This window comes from Burkholderia sp. Se-20373, from assembly GCF_017104705.1.
In the GTDB taxonomy this organism is placed as follows: domain Bacteria; phylum Pseudomonadota; class Gammaproteobacteria; order Burkholderiales; family Burkholderiaceae; genus Burkholderia.
Window position 1 is genome coordinate 34,727 of sequence record NZ_JAAGPH010000006.1, and the last position, 20,985, is coordinate 55,711.

At 66.8% G+C, this 20,985-nt stretch carries 22 protein-coding genes; 11 read left to right on the forward strand and 11 right to left on the reverse strand.

The window, feature by feature from the left end:
• The first annotated feature begins 93 nt into the window (after positions 1-93).
• The 6 genes from G3N96_RS03305 (at position 94) to G3N96_RS03330 (ending at position 5,585) form a co-directional block, all read left to right on the forward strand.
• The gene (locus G3N96_RS03305; protein WP_124583942.1) at positions 94-1,578 is read left to right on the forward strand and encodes an NCS1 family nucleobase:cation symporter-1; all 1,485 of its coding nucleotides are present in this window, start codon (positions 94-96) and stop codon (positions 1,576-1,578) included.
• 10 nt (positions 1,579-1,588) lie between these two features.
• The gene (locus tag G3N96_RS03310; protein WP_089425660.1) at positions 1,589-2,380 is read left to right on the forward strand and encodes an aspartate/glutamate racemase family protein; all 792 of its coding nucleotides are present in this window, start codon (positions 1,589-1,591) and stop codon (positions 2,378-2,380) included.
• Positions 2,381-2,528: 148 nt separating this feature from the next.
• A complete protein-coding gene (gene puuE / locus G3N96_RS03315; protein WP_124583940.1) occupies positions 2,529-3,482 on the forward strand; it encodes an allantoinase PuuE in 954 nt (317 codons plus the stop codon).
• Complete coding sequence (uraD, locus tag G3N96_RS03320; protein WP_089456399.1) at positions 3,479-4,000, forward strand: 2-oxo-4-hydroxy-4-carboxy-5-ureidoimidazoline decarboxylase; 522 nt, start codon at positions 3,479-3,481, stop codon at positions 3,998-4,000. Before puuE ends, uraD begins: the two co-directional genes overlap by 4 nt.
• A gap of 62 nt (positions 4,001-4,062) precedes the next feature.
• Positions 4,063-5,076 carry an allantoicase gene (alc, locus tag G3N96_RS03325; RefSeq protein ID WP_206136225.1) on the forward strand — a complete coding sequence of 338 codons (1,014 nt, stop codon included), beginning with the start codon at positions 4,063-4,065 and terminating at the stop codon, positions 5,074-5,076.
• Positions 5,073-5,585 carry an ureidoglycolate lyase gene (locus G3N96_RS03330; RefSeq protein WP_206136226.1) on the forward strand — a complete coding sequence of 171 codons (513 nt, stop codon included), beginning with the start codon at positions 5,073-5,075 and terminating at the stop codon, positions 5,583-5,585. Before alc ends, G3N96_RS03330 begins: the two co-directional genes overlap by 4 nt.
• A gap of 81 nt (positions 5,586-5,666) precedes the next feature.
• On the opposite strand, the gene G3N96_RS03335 is transcribed toward G3N96_RS03330, so the two are convergent.
• A complete protein-coding gene (locus G3N96_RS03335; protein ID WP_206136227.1) occupies positions 5,667-6,632 on the reverse strand; it encodes a LysR family transcriptional regulator in 966 nt (321 codons plus the stop codon).
• A 151-nt stretch (positions 6,633-6,783) separates the two neighbouring features.
• Here G3N96_RS03335 and G3N96_RS03340 point away from each other — a divergent pair, with 151 nt between their 5' ends.
• Complete coding sequence (locus G3N96_RS03340) at positions 6,784-7,188, forward strand: RidA family protein (protein ID WP_124583932.1); 405 nt, start codon at positions 6,784-6,786, stop codon at positions 7,186-7,188.
• Positions 7,189-7,218: 30 nt separating this feature from the next.
• Here the strand turns inward: G3N96_RS03340 and G3N96_RS03345 are convergent, their stop codons facing one another.
• On the reverse strand, positions 7,219-7,362 hold the full coding sequence (locus G3N96_RS03345) for a hypothetical protein (RefSeq protein WP_241022455.1): 144 nt from the start codon (positions 7,360-7,362) through the stop codon (positions 7,219-7,221).
• 128 nt (positions 7,363-7,490) lie between these two features.
• On the opposite strand from G3N96_RS03345, the gene G3N96_RS03350 reads away from it, so the two are divergent.
• Complete coding sequence (locus tag G3N96_RS03350) at positions 7,491-7,907, forward strand: ACT domain-containing protein (RefSeq protein ID WP_124583926.1); 417 nt, start codon at positions 7,491-7,493, stop codon at positions 7,905-7,907.
• A gap of 92 nt (positions 7,908-7,999) precedes the next feature.
• On the opposite strand, the gene G3N96_RS03355 is transcribed toward G3N96_RS03350, so the two are convergent.
• Both G3N96_RS03355 and uraH read right to left on the reverse strand, forming a co-directional pair.
• The gene (locus G3N96_RS03355; RefSeq protein ID WP_039342830.1) at positions 8,000-9,193 is read right to left on the reverse strand and encodes a urate hydroxylase PuuD; all 1,194 of its coding nucleotides are present in this window, start codon (positions 9,191-9,193) and stop codon (positions 8,000-8,002) included.
• A 52-nt stretch (positions 9,194-9,245) separates the two neighbouring features.
• On the reverse strand, positions 9,246-9,599 hold the full coding sequence (uraH, locus tag G3N96_RS03360) for a hydroxyisourate hydrolase (RefSeq protein ID WP_089473068.1): 354 nt from the start codon (positions 9,597-9,599) through the stop codon (positions 9,246-9,248).
• A 523-nt stretch (positions 9,600-10,122) separates the two neighbouring features.
• Between uraH and G3N96_RS03365 the strand changes: the two genes are divergently transcribed.
• Positions 10,123-11,535: an 8-oxoguanine deaminase gene (locus G3N96_RS03365; protein ID WP_124583922.1), complete on the forward strand. Its 1,413-nt coding sequence runs from the start codon at positions 10,123-10,125 to the stop codon at positions 11,533-11,535.
• 92 nt (positions 11,536-11,627) lie between these two features.
• On the opposite strand, the gene G3N96_RS03370 is transcribed toward G3N96_RS03365, so the two are convergent.
• On the reverse strand, positions 11,628-12,557 hold the full coding sequence (locus G3N96_RS03370; RefSeq protein ID WP_006762467.1) for a LysR substrate-binding domain-containing protein: 930 nt from the start codon (positions 12,555-12,557) through the stop codon (positions 11,628-11,630).
• A 222-nt stretch (positions 12,558-12,779) separates the two neighbouring features.
• Positions 12,780-12,989: a dodecin gene (locus G3N96_RS03375; RefSeq protein ID WP_011352399.1), complete on the reverse strand. Its 210-nt coding sequence runs from the start codon at positions 12,987-12,989 to the stop codon at positions 12,780-12,782.
• A 135-nt stretch (positions 12,990-13,124) separates the two neighbouring features.
• Between G3N96_RS03375 and G3N96_RS03380 the strand changes: the two genes are divergently transcribed.
• Positions 13,125-14,018, forward strand: a complete 894-nt coding sequence (locus tag G3N96_RS03380; RefSeq protein ID WP_206136228.1) for an NAD(P)-dependent oxidoreductase — start codon at positions 13,125-13,127, stop codon at positions 14,016-14,018.
• Positions 14,019-14,084: 66 nt separating this feature from the next.
• Here G3N96_RS03380 and G3N96_RS03385 read toward each other — a convergent pair whose 3' ends face one another.
• From G3N96_RS03385 to G3N96_RS03400, 4 genes are all read right to left on the reverse strand, one after another.
• The gene (locus G3N96_RS03385) at positions 14,085-14,531 is read right to left on the reverse strand and encodes a hypothetical protein (RefSeq protein ID WP_027784713.1); all 447 of its coding nucleotides are present in this window, start codon (positions 14,529-14,531) and stop codon (positions 14,085-14,087) included.
• Positions 14,532-14,864: 333 nt separating this feature from the next.
• Positions 14,865-15,296 carry a large conductance mechanosensitive channel protein MscL gene (mscL, locus tag G3N96_RS03390; RefSeq protein WP_006487991.1) on the reverse strand — a complete coding sequence of 144 codons (432 nt, stop codon included), beginning with the start codon at positions 15,294-15,296 and terminating at the stop codon, positions 14,865-14,867.
• A gap of 232 nt (positions 15,297-15,528) precedes the next feature.
• The gene (locus G3N96_RS03395) at positions 15,529-16,689 is read right to left on the reverse strand and encodes a tetratricopeptide repeat protein (protein WP_124583919.1); all 1,161 of its coding nucleotides are present in this window, start codon (positions 16,687-16,689) and stop codon (positions 15,529-15,531) included.
• An 88-nt stretch (positions 16,690-16,777) separates the two neighbouring features.
• Positions 16,778-17,458, reverse strand: coding sequence for a PspA/IM30 family protein (locus G3N96_RS03400; RefSeq protein ID WP_059233905.1), 681 nt, complete (start codon positions 17,456-17,458; stop codon positions 16,778-16,780).
• Positions 17,459-17,902: 444 nt separating this feature from the next.
• On the opposite strand from G3N96_RS03400, the gene G3N96_RS03405 reads away from it, so the two are divergent.
• Positions 17,903-20,419 (forward strand): penicillin-binding protein 1A, encoded by a 2,517-nt coding sequence (locus G3N96_RS03405; RefSeq protein ID WP_206136229.1) that lies wholly within the window; start codon positions 17,903-17,905, stop codon positions 20,417-20,419.
• An 84-nt stretch (positions 20,420-20,503) separates the two neighbouring features.
• Here the strand turns inward: G3N96_RS03405 and G3N96_RS03410 are convergent, their stop codons facing one another.
• On the reverse strand, positions 20,504-20,935 hold the full coding sequence (locus G3N96_RS03410) for a DUF3574 domain-containing protein (RefSeq protein WP_206136230.1): 432 nt from the start codon (positions 20,933-20,935) through the stop codon (positions 20,504-20,506).
• Between the last annotated feature and the right edge of the window lie 50 nt (positions 20,936-20,985).

A 20,985-nucleotide genomic window follows, 5' to 3' on the forward strand; every position in this document is an offset into this window, starting at 1 on the left:
GTTTGCCGCGGGCCGCTGGTCCGACTCCGGGCGTCGATCCGGAGCGATATCGATGACGGTGGAGCGGCCGCGCGGCCGCGTCAAGGAGAAGTCATGGCTCAGTTCAGTGTGGCGCACGACAGCGCCTATCCGGCGGAAGAAGGCGGCGAGGGCGGCGACCCGACACTGCCGAAGGGTTACAGCGAACGTCTGTACAACGAAGATTTGGCACCCCTGAAAAACCAGACATGGGGTTCGTACAACATTTTCGCGTTCTGGATGTCGGACGTGCACAGCGTCGGCGGCTACGTGTTCGCGGGCAGCCTGTTCGCGCTCGGGCTGACGAGCTGGCAGGTGCTGATCGCGCTGATCGTCGGGATCGGCTTCGTGAACCTGCTGTGCAACCTGATCGCGCGGCCGAGCCAGCAGATCGGCGTGCCGTATCCGGTCGCATGCCGCGCGACGTTCGGCGTGCTCGGCGCGAACGTGCCGGCCGTGATCCGCGGGCTGATCGCGATCGCGTGGTATGGGATCCAGACCTATCTCGCATCGAGCGCGCTCGTGATCGTCGTGCTGAAATTCTTCCCGCAATGGTTGCCTTACGCGGACGTGCATCGCTACGGCTTCCTCGGGCTGTCGGCGGTCGGCTGGGCCGGCTTCATGATGCTGTGGGTGCTCCAGGCGTTGGTGTTCTGGAACGGGATGGAGACGATCAAGAAGTTCATCGACTTCGCGGGGCCGGCCGTCTACGTCGTGATGTTCATCCTCGCCGGCTACATGGTGTGGCGCGCGGGCTGGCGCAACATCGGCATCAACCTCGGCGGCGTGAAGTACCACGGCGCGGAAGTGATTCCGGTGATGATCACGGCGGTGTCGCTGGTCGTGTCGTACTTCTCCGGGCCGATGCTGAACTTCGGCGATTTCTCGCGCTACTGCCGCTCGTTCGGCGAAGTGAAGCGCGGCAATTTCTGGGGGCTGCCGGTCAACTTCCTCGCGTTCTCGCTCGTCACGGTGATCACGACGGCCGCGACGCTGCCGGTGTTCGGTGAACTCATCACCGACCCCGTCGAGACGGTCGGCCGCATCGACCATCCGACCGCGGTGATCCTCGGTGCGCTGACCTTCACGATCGCGACGATCGGCATCAACATCGTCGCGAACTTCGTGTCGCCCGCGTTCGACTTCTCGAACGTCGCGCCGCGCCTGATCAGCTGGCGTGCGGGCGGGATGCTCGCGGCCGTCGCGTCGATCTTCATCACGCCGTGGAACCTGTTCAACAACCCGGCCGTGATCCACTACACGCTCGACGTGCTCGGCGCGTTCATCGGCCCGCTGTACGGCGTGCTGATCGCCGATTTCTACCTCGTCAAGCGCGGCCGGCTCGTGCGCGACGACCTGTACACGATGTCGGAAAGCGGCACGTACTGGTACACGGGCGGCGTGAACCGCCGCGCGCTGGCCGCGCTGTTGCCGGCCGCGGTGATCGCGATCGTCTGCGTGATGGTGCCGGGCTGGCAGGGCGTCGCGAACTTCTCGTGGTTCATCGGCGCGGGGCTCGGCTTCGTGTTCTACCGGCTGCTCGTGAGCGCGAAGGCCTGAGGAGCATGCGATGAAGATCCGACTGATCAATCCGAATACGACCCAGCGGATGACCGACGCGATGGGCCGCTGCGCGCGCGAGGTCGCGGCCGCCGGCACGGAGATCGTCGCGGTGAGCCCGCCGATGGGGCCGCCGTCGATCGAAGGGTATTACGACGAGGCGCTCGCGACGCCGGGGCTGCTCGCCGAGATCGTGCAGGGCGAGCGCGACGGCTGCGATGCGTACGTGATCGCGTGTTTCGGCGATCCGGGCCTGTACGCGGCGCGCGAGCTCGCGCGCGGGCCGGTGATCGGCATTGCCGAGGCCGCGATGCATGCGGCGAGCGTGCTCGCGCCGGGCTTCTCGGTCGTCACGACGCTCGCGCGTACCTGCGGGATGGCATGGCATCTCGCCGAGCGCTACGGGATGAAACGGTTCTGCCGCAACGTGCGCGCGACCGACGTCGCCGTGCTCGAGCTCGACCGGCCGGGCTCGGCCGCGCGCCGGATCATCGTCGACGAATGCCGGCGCGCGCTCGACGAGGACGGCGCCGACGCGATCGTGCTCGGTTGCGCGGGGATGGCCGAGTTCGCGCACGAGATCGAGCAGCAGATCGGCGCGCCGGTGGTCGAGGGCGTCACGGCGGCCGTCAAGTGGGCCGAGGCGCTCGTCGCGCTGCGCCTCGCGACCGCGAAGCGCGGCGACTACGCGCGCCCGCTGCCGAAGCGCTACGACGGCGCGTTTGCCCGCTTCAGCCCGCCGGACGGGGATCAGGCGGAACCGGTGCCGAATTTGCCGCAACCGCACATACACACCGTCTGACACGCACTATCTGCGCCGCTGTATGGGCGCGTATGGGCGTTTTCGCTACACTGGGCCGTCATCGCATCGGCTTGCGCAGCCGGCCTCCGGCACCCGCGCAGTCGATGCGAACCCATTATTTCAGCGAGCTTTCGCCGCACTTCGAACCATGTCACTCGATCCCAACTATCCTCGCGACCTGATCGGCTACGGCCGCCATCCCGTTCAGGCGAACTGGCCGGGGCGCGCCCGCGTCGCCGTGCAATTCGTGCTGAACTACGAGGAGGGCGGCGAGAACTGCGTGCTGCACGGCGATCCGGGCTCCGAGCAGTTCCTGTCGGAAATCGTCGGCGCCGCCGCGTATCCCGACCGCCACATGAGCATGGAGTCGATCTACGAGTACGGTTCGCGAGCCGGCGTGTGGCGCATCCTGCGCGAATTCGAGAAGCGCGGCATGCCGCTGACGGTATTCGGCGTCGGGATGGCGATCGAACGCCATCCTGAGCTTGCACGTGCCTTCGTCGAGCTGGGCCATGAAATCGCGTGCCACGGCTGGCGCTGGATTCACTACCAGAGCATGACGCCGGAACTCGAAGCGGAGCACATGCGCCTCGGGATGGAAGCGATCGAGCGCGTGACGGGCGAGCGCCCGCTCGGCTGGTACACCGGCCGCGACAGCCCCAATACGCACCGCCTGGTCGCGGAATATGGCGGCTTCCTGTACGACTCCGACAACTACGGCGACGACCTGCCGTTCTGGATGGACGTCGACGTGTCGGGCGGCAAGAAAACGCCGCAGCTGATCGTGCCGTACACGCTCGACACGAACGACATGCGCTTCGCGACGCCGCAGGGCTTCAACACCGGCGATCACTTCTTCGACTACCTGCGCGACGCATTCGACGTGCTGTACGCGGAAGGCGACGAAGCGCCGAAGATGCTGTCGATCGGCATGCACTGCCGGTTGCTCGGTCGGCCGGGCCGGTTCCGCGGGCTGCAGCGTTTCCTCGATCACATCGAGAAGCACGATCGCGTATGGGTGACGCGCCGTGTCGATATCGCGCGTCACTGGCGTGAACATCATCCGTATCAGCCCAATCATCGAAACGAAGGGAAAGCATGAAGGCGATGCGCTACACGTTGGAACAACTGAATACGATGGCGCCGAGCGCATTTGTCGCAGCACTGTCGGGGATTTTCGAACATTCACCGTGGGTGGCCGAAGTCGCCGCGGGCCAGCGGCCGTTCGCGAGCATCGACGCGCTGCACGAGACGATGTCGGGTGCGGTGGAAACGGCCGGCGAAGCGCGCCAGCTCGCGCTGATCAACGCTCACCCGGAGCTGGCCGGCAAGGCTGCCGTGCGCGGCGAGCTGACCGCCGAGTCGACGCGCGAGCAGAGCGGCGCGGGCCTCGACCAGTGCACGCAGGAAGAGTTCGACAAGCTGCTGACGCTGAACCGCACGTATCGCGAGAAGTTCGGCTTCCCGTTCATCCTCGCGGTGCGCGGCTATGACCGGCACGGCATCATCGCGAACTTCGAGTCGCGCGTGAATCACTCGCGCACCGAGGAACTGCGGGCGAGCCTCGACCAGATCTACCGGATCGCGCGCTTCCGCCTCGACGACCTGATCGACGCCTGACATCGCAATACGGCCTGCTGCGTCGCAGCGGCCCGATCGCCTCACTGAAACAAGGAAACATCATGGCTGTTCCGCTTCTCGATCCCAACGCACCCGACTTCACGCGGCGCTACGTGAACCTGGCCGACCCGCGTCTCGGTGCGCAGGCGCTCGAAGCCAGCGACGATTTCTTCGCGCCGAAGGACCGGATGCTGAACCCCGAGCCGGCCGTGTTCATCCCCGGCAAGTACGACGACCACGGCAAGTGGATGGACGGCTGGGAAACGCGCCGCAAGCGCATGACGGGCTACGACTGGTGCATCGTCAAGCTCGCGCGCCCCGGCGTGATCAAGGGCTTCGACATCGACACGAGCCACTTCACCGGCAACTTCCCGCCGGCTGCATCGATCGAGGCCGCGTTCGTGGCCGACGGCGCACCGACGCACGCGACCGAGTGGGTCGAGATCGTCCCGTCGACGACGCTGCAGGGCAACAGCCATCATTACGTCGAAGCGAGCGATGCGCGCGCCTTCACGCACCTGCGCGTGAACATCTATCCGGATGGCGGCATCGCACGCCTGCGTGTGTACGGCCAGCCGCAACTCGACTGGGCCGGCGCGAGCGCGACCGAGCAGTTCGATCTCGCGGCGATGGAAAACGGCGGTTACGTGGTGGCCGCGAACAACCAGCACTTCGGCGTCGCGTCGAACCTGCTGCTGCCGGGCCGCGGCGTGAACATGGGCGACGGCTGGGAAACCCGTCGCCGCCGCGAACCGGGCAACGACTGGGCGATCATCGCGCTCGCGCAGCCGGGCGTGATCCGCAAGATCGAAGTCGATACCGCGTTCTTCAAGGGCAACTACCCGGATCGCTGCTCGATCCAGGCCGCGTACGTATCGGGCGGCACGGACAGCTCGCTGATCACGCAGTCGATGTTCTGGCCGGTGCTGCTCGGCGAACAGAAGCTGCAGATGGACAAGCAGCACTACTTCGAACAGGACATCGCGTCGCTCGGCCCCGTCACGCACGTGCGACTGAACATCATTCCGGACGGCGGCGTGTCGCGCCTGCGTCTGTGGGGGACGCTCGACAAATGAAGACGCTTGCCATCGAACCGCTGACCAAGGAAGCATTCGCGCCGTTCGGCGACGTGATCGAAACGAAAGGGGCGAAGCAGATCCCGATCAACCTCGGCACCACGATCCGCTTTCACGATCTCGCGACAGTCGACGTGACCGATGAAGGCGGCCGCACGCTCGTCAACCTGTTCCGCGGCCAGCCGCGCACGCTGCCGTTCGAAGTGAAGATGCTCGAGCGGCACCCGCTCGGCAGCCAGGCGTTCGTGCCGCTGAACGACCAGCCGTATCTCGTCGTCGTCGCGCCCGCGGGCGATCTCGATCCGGCGAAGATCCGCGCGTTCGTGACGAGCGGCTGGCAGGGTGTCAACTATGCGAAGGGCGTGTGGCATCACCCGCTGATCGCGCTCGGCGGCGTCAGCGACTTCATCGTCGTCGATCGCGGCGGTGACGGCCTGAACCTGAACGAGCAGGACCTGCAGGAATCGCTGTGGCTCACCGACGAGGCGCTGCACGCGCTGACGGCCTGAGTCGCCGGCGTTGCTGCCAGGGTCTGACGAAACCCGCGCATCATGCGCGGGTTTTTTTATGTGCGGCCGGTTCGGCGAGATTCAGGTCGCCGCGTTTTTGCGCGTGTCGCGCGCGCTGCCGGCGCCGCGACGCCGGTTCGCAATCGGTGCATGCTGCGCCATCAGCTCGGCGACCCAGTCGATGAACACGCGCAGCTTCGCGCTGACGTGCCGGTTCGGCGGGAACGCGATGTACATCGGCATCGGTTCGAGTTGCCATTGCTCGAACAGCGGCACCAGTTCGCCGCGGGTGCGGTGCGCGCCCGCCATGTAGTCGGGCAGCCACAGAATGCCCAGCCCGGCGAGGCCGGCCTCGAGGTACGCATTGCCGTCGTCGACCGCGAGCACGTAGCGTCCGCGCACGCTGACCTGCTCGCCGTCGCATGCCATCGCGAACGGCAGCGCCTTGCCGGTGCGCGCCCACAGAAAACCGACGATCCGGTGATGCGTATCCTCCAGCTCGTCCGGATGCGTCGGCGTGCCGGCGCGTGCGAGATAGGCCGGCGACGCATACACGCCGAGCCGCAGGTCGCCGACGCGCCGCGCGACCAGCGAGCGGTCGGTCGGCTCGCCGCCGCGCACGACGCAGTCGACGTTCTCGCCGATCACGTCCACCACGCGGTCGCTCACGCCCATGTCGAGCTGGATGTCCGGATAGCGTGCATGGAACGCCGGCAGGGCAGGGATCAGGATCAGGCGCGCGAACGGGCTCGGCACATCCACGCGCAGCCGCCCGCGGGGCGCCGCGGAAGCCGCGGACAGGCTCGTTTCGGCATCGTCCATGTCGGCCAGCAAGCGCACGACGCGGTCGTAGTACGCGGCGCCGTCCGCGGTGACGACGACCTTGCGCGTCGTGCGGTTGAACAGCTTCACGCGCAGCCGCGCTTCGAGCTGCTGCACGAGTTGCGTGACGGTGGTGCGGCTCATGTGCAGCGTCTCGGCCGCCTTCGTGAAACTGCCGGCTTCCACCACGCGGGCGAACGCCTGCATTGCGTCGAATCGATCCATCGGGTCAGGGCTCCGCGTCGGTCGGAATTGTTTGGTGCGTGCAAACAGTGTTGGACAGGGTTGCCGGTTTATTCGCCGCGCAACGATCCTTAAAGTGCCTTCATCGTTGATGCCGGGGCGGCTTCGCCCCACCAACCGAAGGAGGTAGGGAATGGTAAAGCGTAGCGTGGTTTTCCCGCCCGGTCGCCAGGCACTGTACGACCGCAACCGCTATTCGCCGGCCGTGCGCTCGAACGGCTTCCTGTTCGTGTCCGGGCAGGTCGGCAGCCGCGAGGACGGCTCGCCGGAGCCGGAACTGGGTGCCCAGGTCCGCCGTGCGTTCGACAACCTGAACGCGGTGCTGCGCGCGGCCGGCTGCACGTTCGACGACGTCGTCGACGTGACGGTGTTCCTCGTCGATCCCGAGGCGACGTTCGAGCGGATCTGGGAGATCGTTCCTGACTATTGGGGCGACGCGCCGCATCCGACGCTGACCGCCGTCGGCGTGACCTGGCTGTATGGGTTCCAGTTCGAGATCAAGGTGATCGCTCGGCTGCCGGAGACGGTCGACGGGTGAGCAGGGCGCCGTGGTTCGTGGTGGTGCGCGTCACGGCGCGGCCGGCGGCTCCTGTTCGTACGCACGATGCATCAGCGCGACGAACGACGATGCGTCAGGCAGCGTCGTCGCGCCGAGCCGGCGCACGGCAAGTATCACGTCGTGTTTACGGAGCGCATCCTGGACGATCCTCATACCGCGCGTTGTGCGACCGGCTCGCAGATGAACGCGTTGCGACGATGCGCGCGTCGTGGTGGCGTCTGCGCGTGCTATCGTGCTCGCATCTCCACCGCGCGATGCCCGGTTCCGGGCATGTTCCTCCGATGAGCCAACCTGAAAACGACCTGGCAGTCCTGCTGAGCACGATGCAGCCCGAACTGCATCCGGGCGCGTTCGCCTTCGTATCGTTGCCGACCGATGCGGACGTATCGTTATCCGAAGTGATCGCAACGTTTCGCGAAGCGGAAGGACTGACGGTCGTGGTCGAAGAGGAGACGGCAGCGCGTCACGGCTGGCCCGTGCTGTTCCGCTCGGCCTGGATCACGCTGACCGTGCATTCCGACCTTGCGGCTGTCGGCCTCACGGCGGCGTTCGCGCGGGCGCTCGGCGCGGCCGGCATCAGTTGCAACGTGATGGCGGCTGCCTGCCACGACCACATCTTCGTGCCGTTCGACGACGGCCCGCGCGCGCTCGATGCGCTCGTCGCGCTCCAGCGCGACGCGATGCGCGGGGAGCGCTAGCAACGCATCTGCGACACGCAAAAAAACGGGCCCGTAACGGGCCCGCGAACGGAAAGGATTGCGCCGGAACACGACCTCCGGCGCACGGCGGCTTACTTGTTCGCGCCACCCTCGAACCACGCGGCGAGCTTCGTGCGCTCGTCGTCGGTCATGTGCGTGACGTTGCCGATCGGCATCGCCTTCAGGCGCACGGCCTGTTCATAGATACGCTGCGCGTTCTTCGACACTTCGTCCGGCGTGTCGAACATCACGCCCGCGGGCGCGCTGCCCATCAGCGTCGGCTTCGCCGAGTGGCACTCGACGCAGCGCTGCTGCAGGATCGGCATGATGTCGTTGATCACGACCTTCGGCGCGTTCGCGGCCTGCGCTTCAGGCGCGACCGGCTTCGGCGTCGTCCAGACCAGTGCACCGGCCAGCAGCGCGACGCCGCCGATCGGCAGGTACCACAGCTGCTTGCCGCGGTGGCGCATCACGAAGAACTGGCGAATCAGCGCGCCGGCCAGCATGATCAGCACGAGCACGACCCAGTTGAACTTGTTCGTGTAAGTCATCGCATAGTGGTTCGACAGCATCGCGAACACGACCGGCAGCGTGAAGTACGTGTTGTGCACCGAGCGCTGCTTGCCGCGCTTGCCGTAGATCGGGTTCGGCTCCTCGCCCTTGAGCATCTTGTCGACCATCTTGCGCTGGCCGGGGATGATCACGAAGAACACGTTCGCCGACATGATCGTCGCGAGCATGGCGCCGACGATCAGGTAGGCGGCACGACCCGCGAAGATGTGGCACGCGAGGTACGCGGCGGCAACCACGTAGATGCCGACGCAGATGCCGAGCACGCGGTCGTTGGTGCCGAGGATGCGGCACAGCGAGTCGTAGACGATCCAGCCGGCCGCGAGGAAGCCGAGTGCGGACGCGACGGCGACCACCGGGCCCATGTCGAGCACGCTCTTGTCGATCAGGTACGTGTTCGGTGCGAGCAGGTACAGCACGAAGAACAGCGAGAAGCCCGACAGCCAGGTCGTGTACGACGGCCACTTCGACCAGTGCAGGTCATCCGGCATTTCCGGCGGCGCGACCGTGTACTTCTGCATGTTGTAGAAGCCGCCGCCGTGGACGTGCCACAGCTCGCCGAACACACCGCGCTTGCGCTGGTTCGGGTCGGTCGGCGGTTTCAGGCTGTTGTCGAGCGCGACGAAATAGAACGACTCGCCGATCCACGCAATGGCGACGATGACGTGCAGCCATCGCAGCGCGAGGTTCAGCCAGTCGGTGATGAAGCCTTCCATGAAACTCCTCCAGACTCAAATCGTTTGTTTGATGCGGGCGCTGATTCGAATGTCAGCTGCCGCGATAGGTGCTGTACGACCACGGCGACACGAGCAGCGGCACGTGGTAGTGCGAGCCGGTGTCGGCGATGCCGAAGCGGAGCACGACGCGATCGACGAAACGGGGTTCGGGCACCTTCACGCCGAGCGACGCGAAGTAGTCGCCGGCATGGAACACGAGTTCGTATTCGCCGGCGGCGAGCGCGGCGCCTTCGAGCAGGGGTGCGTCGCAGCGGCCGTCGCTATTGGTCAGCACGGTCTTGATCGCGCGGCGCGATTCGCCGTCCAGCGCGTAGAGGTCCACCTTGATTGCAGCGCCGGGACGGCCGTGCGCCGTATCGAGTACGTGGGTAGTGAGCTTTCCCATTCGCAATTGTCCTTGTGTGAATGCGAGGTTCGGCGGCGACTCGATCCATTGACTGTGCGGCGGATCGAGGCTCCACGTCACGTGGCTACATACCCGTCGGCGAGATTGAAGCGAGCGCCGTGCAGGCATTGTAAAAAGGTTCCCCGCGCAAATACGGGCGCGATATCAAAGATAATGCGCCGCGCATGAGCGGCTGTCGACGGCACGCCGGAGACGGCTTCCGGCTGGCTTCCGGCGGGCATTTCGGGCCGCCGGCGGGGCGCTGCGCGGCGTACCATATCGAATCCGTGAAACGCGGTATTCCGGATCGCGCATTGTGTGCGGCGCGCGCTTGGGCGATCCTCCCGCCGTGCGCGTCGGCCTTGTGGCCCGCGCGTACCCCGAAGACGGCGAGCACGCCGGGTAACCGGGCCAGGGCGTTCGAACGGACGCAGGCACCGGAACGTGCCGCGATTCAGCGTTCGAACGGCTGTGTGACCGCTCCCAGGATCCGCCCCTGGGCGCAGACCGACGCGGAGAACGCATGAACCTCGAGCAGCACGCTGGCGCACGCGCGCCGAACCCCTCCTCATCCCGCCCGACAACCCTGCTGGTCAAGCACGCCGACGTGCTCGTGACCATGGACGACACGCGCCGCGAGCTGCGCGACGCGGGGCTCTACATCGAAGACAACCGGATCGTCGCGGTCGGCCCGACCGCCGAGCTGCCCGAGACGGCCGACGAAGTGCTCGACCTGCGCGGCCACCTCGTGATCCCGGGGCTCGTGAACACGCATCACCACATGTACCAGAGCCTCACGCGCGCGGTGCCCGAGGCGCAGAACGCCGAGCTGTTCGGCTGGCTCACGAACCTGTACAAGATCTGGGCGCACCTGACGCCCGAGATGATCGAGGTGTCGACGCTCACCGCGATGGCCGAACTGCTGCAGTCGGGCTGCACGACGTCGAGCGATCATCTGTACATCTACCCGAACGGCAGCCGCCTCGACGACAGCATCGGCGCCGCGCAGCGGATCGGCATGCGTTTTCACGCGAGCCGCGGTGCGATGAGCGTCGGCCAGCGCGACGGCGGGCTGCCGCCCGATTCGGTCGTCGAGCGCGAGCCGGACATCCTGCGCGACACGCAGCGCCTGATCGAGACCTATCACGACGAAGGCCGCTACGCGATGCTGCGCGTGGTCGTCGCGCCGTGCTCGCCGTTCTCGGTGAGCCGCGACCTGATGCGCGACGCGGCCGTGCTCGCGCGCGAATACGGCGTGTCGCTGCACACGCACCTCGCGGAGAACGTCAACGACATCGCGTACAGCCGCGAGAAGTTCGGGATGACGCCGGCCGAATATGCGGAAGATCTGGGTTGGGTCGGCCACGACGTGTGGCATGCGCACTGCGTGCAGCTCGACGATGCGGGGATCAGCCTGTTCGCGCGCACCGGCACGGGCGTCGCGCACTGTCCATGCTCGAACATGCGGCTCGCGTCGGGTATCGCGCCGGTGAAGAAGATGCGTCTGGCGGGCGTGCCGGTCGGCCTCGGCGTCGACGGCTCCGCGTCGAACGACGGCGCGCAGATGGTCGCGGAAGTGCGGCAGGCGCTGCTGTTGCAGCGGGTCGGTTTCGGGCCCGATGCGATGACCGCGCGCGAAGCGCTCGAGATCGCGACGCTCGGCGGCGCGAAGGTGCTGAACCGCGACGACATCGGCGCGCTGAAGCCCGGCATGGCCGCGGACTTCGCCGCATTCGACCTGCGCCAGCCGCTGTTCGCGGGCGCGCTGCACGATCCGGTCGCGGCGCTCGTGTTCTGCGCGCCGTCGCAGACGGCGTACACGGTCGTGAACGGGAAGGTGGTGGTACGGGAAGGGCGTCTGGCGACGCTCGACCTGCCGCCCGTCATCGCACGTCACAACGCGCTCGCGCAGGCACTGGTCGAGGCATCGCGCTGACGGAAGGCCGAGGCGCCATCCGGCGGCCGCGTTGCCGCCGGGGCAAGCCGCCGGCTGTCGCCGCGCCGAAACGGCGCGGGCGGTGCGCGCCGTTACGCCTCGATCAGCGTGCGGGTGGCTTCGGCGACGAGGCTGCGCAGCCAGCGCACTTCGTCGGAGTAATGGCAGCGCTCGTGCCACAGCTGGTAGTACTGCATCGGCGGGAAGTCGAGCGGCGCCGGCACGACCGACAGCGGCAGGAACTTCGCGTAGTGATCGGCGAACAGGCGCGTCGTCGTGAAGATCAGGTCGGACTTCACGAGCACGTACGGTGCGAGGTTGAAGTACGGCAGCGTGACGACCACGTGGCGCTTGAGCCGTTCGCGCGCGAGATGCACGTCGATCGCGCCGCGCTGTCCGACCGAGTACGGCGTCGGCGCGAGATGCGGTGCGTTCAGGTACTGGTCGAGCGTGAGCCCGCCGCGCTTCGCGAACGGGTGCGTGTTGCTCATCAGGCAGACGATTTCATCGACGAACAGGTTTGACAGGTGCAGCTGCTCGGGCGGTTCGGGCCAGTTGCCGACGACGATGTCGAGCTTGCCGTCCTCCAGCGCGAGCTCGTAGTCGAACGCGGGGCCGAGCGAATGGAACTCGAGCGTCGCGTTCGGCGCGGCCTGGCGGAAGCGCTCGACCACGGTCGGCACGAACAGCACGTTCAGGTAGTCGGGACAGCCGATCCGGTAGCAGCGGATCGACGTGGCCGGGTCGAAATTGTGCTGCTGGAACTTGATGCGCTCGATTTCACGCAGCGCGTTCTGCACGGGCTCGAGCAGGCGCAGCCCGTATTCGGTCGGCACCATGCCGGATTTGCCGCGCACCAGCAGCGGATCGCCGGTGATGTCGCGCAGGCGCCGCAGCGCGGCGCTGATCGCCGGTTGCGACTGGTTCAGTTTGACGGCCGCGCGCGTGACGCTGCGCTCCATCAACAAGGTGTGCAAGACGCGCAAGAGGTACGTGTCGATCGCCTCGCGTTGCTGACTCATGTTATCTCCGGTTTATATGGCTGGGCTGATCGAGGGGTGGGGTGGGTATATTGTTTTTAATATGAACGAAAATCAGCGTCAAGAGATGGATACCCGCAGGTACCCGCCGGCCGGGCCGCGGCAAGGGGCCTGAACGGGGCGGATTGCGGTGCGCGCGGCGCCGCGCGGAAAGCGCGTTGCACGGATCCGGTCAGCGGCGCGGCGTGTGATGCAGGGGGCGCGTCAGTCGTCGATGCGCATGCCGACCTTCAGCGTGACCTGCCAGTGCACGACCTGATCGCCTTCGATATGGCCGCGCGTTTCGGTCACCTGGAACCAGTGCAGGTTGTGCAGCGTCTTGCCGGCTTTCGAGATCGCGTTGCGGATGGCGTCGTCGCTCGATTGCTTCGACGAACCGGTCAGCTCGATCATCTTGTACACGTGGTCGCTCATGATGTGCTCCCTGGGATGTCGGTATGGATGGCCGGCGCAAACCGTGGTCCCGAAGCGGCGCCGCGCGTGCCCGGCTTCTTGAGTGATAGGTATGATGGGCGGCAAGTTCAACCCATATCGGAGACGAGGAGCATCGTGGAAGTCGGATTTTGCGGACCGGGATTGATGGGCGCGCCGATGATTCGGCATTTGCTGGCGGCAGGGCATCGGGTCAGCGTGTGGAATCGCTCGCGCGACAAGGCCGAGGCGCTCGTGAAGGACGGCGCGCAGGTGCTCGGCACGCCGCGCGAACTGGCGGAGCGCGTCGAGACGGTATTCGTGTGCGTGCTCGACGGCCGCGCGGTAGGCGATGTCGTGTTCGGCGAGCACGGCCTGCTCTCCGGCGATGCGCCCGCGCGTCGCCTGCAGCGCATCGTCGATCATTCGAGCATTCCGCCCGCCGCCACGCGTGATTACGCGGCGCGTGCAGCGGCGCTCGGCGTCGGCTGGGTCGATGCGCCGGTGTCGGGCGGCGTGCCCGGCGCGCAGGCCGGCACGCTCGCGGTGATGGCCGGCGGCCGCGCGGCCGATCTCGACGCGGTGCGGCCGCTGATCGATACCTACGCGTCGCGGATCACGCACATGGGCGACGCGGGCGCGGGACAGACGGCGAAGCTGTGCAACCAGGCGATCGTCACCGCGACGGTGACCGCGATCGCCGAGGCCGTCGGGCTGGCGCAGGCGAGCGGCATCGATGCCGCGCGGCTGGCCGAAGCGCTGGCTGGCGGCTGGGCCGATTCGGTGCTGCTGCAGACGTTCGTGCCGCGCATGACGTCGGGCGGTCATGCTCCGATCGGCGCGCTCGGCACGTTCCAGAAGGACGTCGATGCGATCGCCGACGCGGCGCGCGACACGGGCGCCGTGATGCCGGTATCGGCCACCGTGCAGCAGGTGTTGCGGCTCGGCGCCGCGCAAGGGCTCGCCGGTGCCGATTTCGCCGCATTCATCGACATCGTGCGACCCGGCAACGGGCGTCAGCAGGCGTCGTGACGGGCAAGCGGAGCGTGTGAATGGCAGATGGGCCGCCCGGAGGCGGCCCATCGAATGGCAGGGTGATCAGCCGAGGGAGCGTGGTGTCGTGTCGCCGGCGTTCTGGCGACCGAGCCCGCCGCGCAGGCTCGCTTTCGTGCCTGCACCAAACTCGGGCAGGATGCGCGCACGCGCACGGCTGGCGAACACGAGGAAGCCGAAGCCGTTTGCTTCATACCAGTATCCGCCGTTCTCGAGGCCGTCCAGCGGCTGCTCGAGCGCGTTGGCGATCGATTCGATGCAGCGCTTGCGGAGTTCGGCGATGGCGGGATAAGGCGGCTGGGCGCCGCGCACGCTGCACAGGAGCACGTCGAGACCGGGCAGCACATGTGCGTACAGGACGGGTTCGTCCTGCGCACGGGCGCGGGCAATCTTGGTGTCGAGCTGGGCAAACGGTTTCGAGTGGCGCAATACCGCGAGGAATGACTCCTGGCCATCCTGCTGGGCACGCCGACGTTTTTTCGGGAAGGACATAAACACTCGCCTCAAAAACAATTGCAAGAAATGCGGCACTTTCATGCGACCCACTCCCGGCTATGTACGCCGCATGTCGATCCTTTATAGCACACGAAAATGCTGCCTTCGTGCAGTACGACGATCAATGTCTCCCGTCGACCTGCTCGCCATGATCGACACAGCCAGCGTCTTGGCGCCCGTACTGTCGTTTAGTCTCCATCATAGACCTGCTTTCCTCGCGCGTGCATTCGCCCGTCACAAAAAAGTGAGATAGGCCGCATGCGGCGGTGCATCGCACACGCAATAAAAAGGCCCGCACGGGGCGGGCCTGGCTGGCGGGGCGCTGGGCGATCAGCGCTGCTTCAGCGAATCGCGGATCTCACGCAGCAGCACCGTATCTTCCGGCGTCGCGGCCGGTGCGGCTTCCTCCGGCTTGCGCAGCTTGTTGATGAATTTCACCATCAGGAAAATGATGAACGCGAGGATGACGAAATTGATCGCCACCGTGATGAACGAGCCGTAGCCGAACGCGGCGACACCCGCGGCCTGCAGGTCCTTGAACGAATCGGGATTACCCTTGAACGTCGGGGGGATGGTGCCGAGCAGAACGAACTTGTTCGAGAAATCCAGGCCGCCGGTCAGCACGCCGATGACCGGCATGATGAGGTCTTTCACGACCGAGTCGACGATCTTCGAGAACGCGCCGCCGATGATCACGCCGACGGCGAGATCCATGACGTTGCCCTTGACGGCGAACTCCTTGAATTCCTTGATGATGCTCATGAGCGGCTTTCTCCTGTTTGGGGCGAGGGGAGGCGTGCCGCGACGCGCGGGGATGCAGAGCGTCGAATGAGGGTCGGTGGCACGCCGATGGCCGCATGATAGCGAACGCTCCCCATTGCCGGTAGTCCATCTTGAAATGATTGACAAATCCGCGCGTCGGCGCGGCCGGCCCTGCAGGGGAGCGTGGCGTGCATTGCAGCGCGTCGCGGGTGCGTCGACGCGCTGCGCAGCGTCAGGTGTTGTCGTCGGTCCAGCCGTCGTCGTTGCTGCCGAGATCCATGCCGCCGCCGTTGCCGTCGCTCCAGTTCGAACTGTCGCCGCGGCCGAGGTCGAAGCCCGGGTCGTTCTCCTGCCGGCGGCGCTCGCCGTCGACGATCACGTCGCGTTCGACCACGCGCTCGCGACCGCCGGACATCGCCTCGCCGAGCAGCACACCGGTCAGCAACCCGCCCATGCCGCCACCGAAACCGCCGCCGCCTTGCTGGATCACCACCGGCGGTTGCTGTTGCGGGTAGGGCTGCTGCGGATACGGCTGGCCTTGCGTGCCCGTCATGCGATCGGCTTCCTGTGCATACACGGAGCCGCTGCCGTTCGCCGGTGCCGCAGGTTGCGCGGCCGGGTCGGGACGGCCTTCGACGCGTGCCTTCACGCTCGCATGTCGCTGTTCGAGTTCGTCGACGCGATACGGCGGCACCGGATTCTTGCCGTTCGACAGCGACTCGACGAGCGTGCGCGCATCGGTCTCGATCGCCTCGAGTTCGCCCGTGAGCGCCGCGGCGCCGGGCGCCGTCGACAGCTTCGCGTCGAGCTTCAGCGGGCGGATGTCGTTCAGCACGTCGGTGGCGCGCTTGAGCTGCGTGCGGCGTTCGTCGTCGGCGCGGCTGTCGTCGGCCGTGCGCGCACGCCGCAGCGTCCAGCGCAGCACCAGCGCGATCACCGCGACGATCAGCCCGAGGCCGATCCACATGCCGGTCGACGGGCCGTGCTTTTCGGCCGGCGCGACGGCGGGCGCGAGCCCCGGCTGCAGCGTCCCTGCCTGCGTAACCGACGGCACGTTGCCGCTCACGCGCGCGGCGTCGGCGCGGATGCGCGACTCGGTCTGCGCGAAGCGCGATGCGTCGGTGAACTTGAGTTGCGGATCGAGCGACTTCGCGCGCTGCAGCTGCTCGAGTGCGTCGGACGCGCGGCCTTCGCGGTCGAGCACCTGTGCGTACAGGTAGCGCGCATGCGCGTTGTTCGGATGGGCGTCGATGACTTGCGACAGCTGCGTGTCGGCTTGCTGCCAGTTGCGTTGCGCGATCGATTGCTCGACCTGCTGCAGCGACGGGACCGCAAACGCGGCGGACGACAGCACCATCAGCGAGAGGCCGAGTGCGGCGAGAGATTTCTTCATGGTCGAACCGGGCGCAGGCGCCCGTCTCCTGACGATCGGTTCGCGCCGCGCCCGGGGCGGGCGGCGGCGCGGTTGCCCGCGGTGGCCGTTACTGCGCGGGCGTATCGAGCTGCTTCTTCAGCGCGGCGAGGCGATCCTCGACCGACGGGCCCTTGTTCAGCGCGGCGAGCTTGTCGTCGAGCGCCTTGCCGCTCGACGTGTCGGCCGAATTCAGGCGCGCGTCCGAGCGGGCGTTCTGCAGCGCGACCTTGTCCTCGAGCTTCTGGAAGTCCTCGGACAGGTTCTTGCCGCCGATGCCGCCCAAAGCGCTGGCCGCGACGTCCTTCGCCTGCGCGATTTCCTGCTTGGCCTGCAGGATGTTCGAGCGTGCATTCAGGTCGTTGCGGCGCTGACGCATGTCGGCGATCTGCCCCTTCAGCTTGTCGACCGACGGCTCGAGCGTCGTCAATTCTGCGGCGAGCGCGTCACGCTCGGCTTCCGCGTTCGACTGCGCGGCGAGCGCCTCGCGGGCGAGCGCTTCGTCACCGGATTGCAGCGCGCGCTTCGCGCCGTCCTCGTACTTCTTCACCTTGTCGTCGGCCGCATCGCGCTTGCTGCGCTGGGTCGCGACCTGTGCCTCGATCTCGATCAGCGAATTCTCGGCACGGCCGATGCTGTCGTCGAGCTCCCGCACGATCTGCCGTGCGTCGCGCGACGGATCCTGTACCGAATCGGCCGCATCGTTCAGCAGGCCTTTGATCGTGCGCGAAACAGAGTCGAAAAGCGACATGAAATCCTCCGTGGTTGAAAGGCGCCGCGTGAGAGCGGCAGTGCCCGCTGCGAGCCGGTTCCGACCCGCATGAGCCGGCGGATATTACACCACCGGTTCACTTAAATACGGCTTAAACGCGCGAGTTCAAGCGGCTTGCGCATCAGGATGTCGAACCTTTCGCGGTTGAAAGAAAGCCGGTGCGTGCGCGCGATATCGCGTGTCCATGATAGGCAGAGGATGCCGACAATACGTTCCTTAAATCACGGCATTGCGGGAATTTTTACAAAAAATCGCGAAGGCACCCGGTCGATTTCATTAAAATGCGCTGTCACGTCGCGGGAACGGATCGCCGCGCGGCGGGGTCTGTCGACGTGACAGCCGCATCACGCTGTATCCGCTCTGATTCATTCGCCTGCATTTCCGCATGCGTCCGAGGGTGCCACGACCGCCCGCCATTCCGACATGCCAATTATCAAACGACCGCCTTCTTCTTCCGACAGGAACGAACCCCACTACACGCTGCGCCGTTCGCCGTCCGGAGCCTATTACCCCGATGACGACGATCGCGACGACGACCGCCGCACCCAGCGCAGCGGCGGCGGAGGGCGCGGCCGCTCGTTCGGCTCGCGCGTCATGCTGTGGTTCGCCGGCCTCATCGCGACGCTGGCGATCGTCGGCGCGCTGATCGTCGGCTACGCGCTGGTCGTGATGGCGCCGCAACTGCCGTCGCTCGACGCGCTGACCAACTACCAGCCGAAAGTGCCGCTGCGCGTGTTCACGGCCGATCATGTGCTGATCGGCGAATTCGGCGAGGAGCGCCGCAGCCTCGTGCGCTTCCAGGACATTCCGGACGTGATGAAGAAGGCCGTGCTCGCGATCGAGGACTACCGCTTCTACGAACACGGCGGCGTCGACTTCGTCGGCATCCTGCGCGCGGGTGTCGCCGACCTGATGCACGGCGGCGCGCGCCAGGGCGCGAGCACGATCACGATGCAGGTCGCGCGCAACTTCTTCCTGTCGAGCGAGAAGACCTACACGCGCAAGATCTACGAAATGCTGCTCGCGTACAAGATCGAGAAGGCCCTGACGAAGGACCAGATTCTCGAGCTGTACATGAACCAGATCTATCTCGGCCAGCGCTCGTACGGCTTCGCGGCCGCCGCGCGCGTGTATTTCGGCAAGGACCTGAAGGACATCACGCTCGCGGAAGCGGCGATGCTCGCGGGGCTGCCGAAGGCGCCGTCCGCGTATAACCCGGTCGTCAATCCGAAGCGCGCGAAGGTGCGCCAGGAATACATCCTGAAGCGCATGCTCGAGGTCGGCTACATCACGCAGCCGCAGTACGACGCGGCCGTGAAGGAAGAGATCCACGTGCGCACGCCGGGCAACCAGTACGCGGTGCACGGCGAGTACGTCGCCGAGATGGTGCGGCAGATGATGTACCAGCAGTACAAGGACGAAACCTATACGCGCGGGCTGACCGTCACGACGACGATCAACTCGTCCGACCAGGAAGCCGCGTACCAGGCCGTGCGTCGCGGCATTCTCGACTACGAGCGCCGCCACGGCTATCGCGGGCCGGAGGCGTCGATCAAGCTGCCCGCGGCCGGCGACGATCGCGACGAGGCGGTCGACGACGCGCTCGCCGATCATCCGGACAACGGCGACCTGCAGTCGGCGGTCGTGCTGTCGGCATCGCCGAACGCGGTCGAGGTGCAGTTCGTCGGCGGCGCGACCACGACGATCGGCCCGGCCGGGCTGCGCTTCGTGGCGGGTGCGCTCAGCCCCCGCGCGAACGACACGCTGCGCATCAAGCCGGGCTCGGTCGTGCGCGTGCTGAAGGACGGCAAGACGGGCTGGCAGGTCGTGCAGCTGCCGCAGGTCGAAGGCGCGCTCGTCGCGATCGCGCCGCAGGATGGCGCGATCCGCTCGCTCGTCGGCGGCTTCGACTTCAACAAGAGCAAGTTCAACCACGTGACGCAGGCCTGGCGGCAGCCGGGCTCGTCGTTCAAGCCGTTCATCTATTCGGCGTCGCTCGACAAGGGGCTCGGGCCGGCGACGATGATCAACGACGCGCCGCTGTACTTCCCGCCGAGCGTCCCGGGCGGCACCGCCTGGGAGCCGAAGGACGACGACCAGCCGGACGGCCCGATGACGATGCGCACCGGCCTGCAGCGTTCGAAGAACCTCGTGTCGATCCGGATCCTCGCATCGATCGGCACGCAGTATGCGCAGCAGTACGTGACGCAGCGCTTCGGCTTCGATCCCGCGAAGACGCCGCCTTACCTGCCGATGGCGCTCGGCGCGGGCCTCGTGACGCCGCTGCAGCTCGCGACCGGCTATGCGGTGTTCGCGAACGGCGGCTACAAGGTCGATCCGTACCTGATCGCCGAAGTCGACGACGCACGCGGCCAGCCGCTGCAGAAGTCGCAGCCGGTGCTCGCGGGCAGCACGGCGCCGCGCACGATCGAAGGCCGCAACGCGTACGTGATGAACAGCCTGCTGCACTCGGTCGCGACGGCCGGCACGGGCGCGGGCACCAACGCACTGGGCCGCAGTGACCTGCAGGGCAAGACGGGTACGACGAACGACGCGAAGGACGGCTGGTTCGCCGGCTACCAGCAATCGCTCGTCGCGGTCGCGTGGATGGGCTTCGACCAGCCGAAGAGCCTCGGCAGTCGTGAGTTCGGCGCGCAGCTCGCCTTGCCGATCTGGGTGAACTACATGCGCACCGCGCTGAACGGCGTGCCCGAGCAGCAGATGCCGATGCCGGACGGCCTGACGTCGATCGACGGCGAGCTGTACTACGCCGATCGCACGCCGGGCAATGGCTTCGTCGCCAACGTCGACATCAACCCGGCCGAGAATTCGATCAGCGCGAACGATGCGCTCGGCTCGGCCGGCGCGGCGGGGCTTGCGCCGCCGCCCGTCACGCCGCAGGAGAAGCAGCAGATCATGGACATGTTCGAGAACAAGTAAGCGGCACGCTGCGGTTCCGGCATGCGACGGGCGCCTTCGGGCGCCCGTTTTTTTGCGCATGGCCGGCAGACGGAGAAGGGTGAATCAGAACGATGCGCAGGCCGGCACGACCGTCATGCCGACCGATTGCTGGTGAAATCGCTGCATGTACGCTTGCCGGATCGCGACGAGCCGCGCACGTGTCTCGGGCGTATCGCCGGCGATGATACGGATCACGAAGCTGTCTTCGCGCGTGATCCCGCCGCTTGTCTGGTCGCGCCACTGGCCGTGTGTGTCCCAGTAGGTGAGGCCGTCGGGGAACCGTGGTGTGACCGTGTCGGCGAGGAATGCCGCGCGCTCCGCATCGGTGACGGGGCCGCGCCCCATGATGTCGCGCCCGAACAGCAGGTCGGCCTGCAACATGCGGTTTTCGCCGGGCTGCGTGCAGGCCGGCGGTGCGTCGACGACGGGCGACGGCGGTGCCGCGCAACCGGCGAGCAGGGCGATCGCCATGACGCATGCGGCCAGCGGCCGCATCTGCCCATTTCGTGACGATCGACCTCCGCGCGCGCAAAACGCTGCGCGCT

What these genes read in the sequence shown, in the direction of transcription:
- G3N96_RS03305 (WP_124583942.1), top strand. Translation starts at nt 94, where the DNA reads ATGGCTCAGTTCAGTGTGGCGCACGACAGCGCCTATCCGGCGGAAGAA.
- G3N96_RS03310 (WP_089425660.1), top strand. Translation starts at nt 1,589, where the DNA reads ATGAAGATCCGACTGATCAATCCGAATACGACCCAGCGGATGACCGAC.
- puuE (WP_124583940.1), top strand. Translation starts at nt 2,529, where the DNA reads ATGTCACTCGATCCCAACTATCCTCGCGACCTGATCGGCTACGGCCGC.
- uraD (WP_089456399.1), top strand. Translation starts at nt 3,479, where the DNA reads ATGAAGGCGATGCGCTACACGTTGGAACAACTGAATACGATGGCGCCG.
- alc (WP_206136225.1), top strand. Translation starts at nt 4,063, where the DNA reads ATGGCTGTTCCGCTTCTCGATCCCAACGCACCCGACTTCACGCGGCGC.
- G3N96_RS03330 (WP_206136226.1), top strand. Translation starts at nt 5,073, where the DNA reads ATGAAGACGCTTGCCATCGAACCGCTGACCAAGGAAGCATTCGCGCCG.
- G3N96_RS03335 (WP_206136227.1), bottom strand. Translation starts at nt 6,632, where the DNA reads ATGGATCGATTCGACGCAATGCAGGCGTTCGCCCGCGTGGTGGAAGCC.
- G3N96_RS03340 (WP_124583932.1), top strand. Translation starts at nt 6,784, where the DNA reads ATGGTAAAGCGTAGCGTGGTTTTCCCGCCCGGTCGCCAGGCACTGTAC.
- G3N96_RS03345 (WP_241022455.1), bottom strand. Translation starts at nt 7,362, where the DNA reads ATGAGGATCGTCCAGGATGCGCTCCGTAAACACGACGTGATACTTGCC.
- G3N96_RS03350 (WP_124583926.1), top strand. Translation starts at nt 7,491, where the DNA reads ATGAGCCAACCTGAAAACGACCTGGCAGTCCTGCTGAGCACGATGCAG.
- G3N96_RS03355 (WP_039342830.1), bottom strand. Translation starts at nt 9,193, where the DNA reads ATGGAAGGCTTCATCACCGACTGGCTGAACCTCGCGCTGCGATGGCTG.
- uraH (WP_089473068.1), bottom strand. Translation starts at nt 9,599, where the DNA reads ATGGGAAAGCTCACTACCCACGTACTCGATACGGCGCACGGCCGTCCC.
- G3N96_RS03365 (WP_124583922.1), top strand. Translation starts at nt 10,123, where the DNA reads ATGAACCTCGAGCAGCACGCTGGCGCACGCGCGCCGAACCCCTCCTCA.
- G3N96_RS03370 (WP_006762467.1), bottom strand. Translation starts at nt 12,557, where the DNA reads ATGAGTCAGCAACGCGAGGCGATCGACACGTACCTCTTGCGCGTCTTG.
- G3N96_RS03375 (WP_011352399.1), bottom strand. Translation starts at nt 12,989, where the DNA reads ATGAGCGACCACGTGTACAAGATGATCGAGCTGACCGGTTCGTCGAAG.
- G3N96_RS03385 (WP_027784713.1), bottom strand. Translation starts at nt 14,531, where the DNA reads ATGTCCTTCCCGAAAAAACGTCGGCGTGCCCAGCAGGATGGCCAGGAG.
- mscL (WP_006487991.1), bottom strand. Translation starts at nt 15,296, where the DNA reads ATGAGCATCATCAAGGAATTCAAGGAGTTCGCCGTCAAGGGCAACGTC.
- G3N96_RS03395 (WP_124583919.1), bottom strand. Translation starts at nt 16,689, where the DNA reads ATGAAGAAATCTCTCGCCGCACTCGGCCTCTCGCTGATGGTGCTGTCG.
- G3N96_RS03400 (WP_059233905.1), bottom strand. Translation starts at nt 17,458, where the DNA reads ATGTCGCTTTTCGACTCTGTTTCGCGCACGATCAAAGGCCTGCTGAAC.
- G3N96_RS03405 (WP_206136229.1), top strand. Translation starts at nt 17,903, where the DNA reads ATGCCAATTATCAAACGACCGCCTTCTTCTTCCGACAGGAACGAACCC.
- G3N96_RS03410 (WP_206136230.1), bottom strand. Translation starts at nt 20,935, where the DNA reads ATGCGGCCGCTGGCCGCATGCGTCATGGCGATCGCCCTGCTCGCCGGT.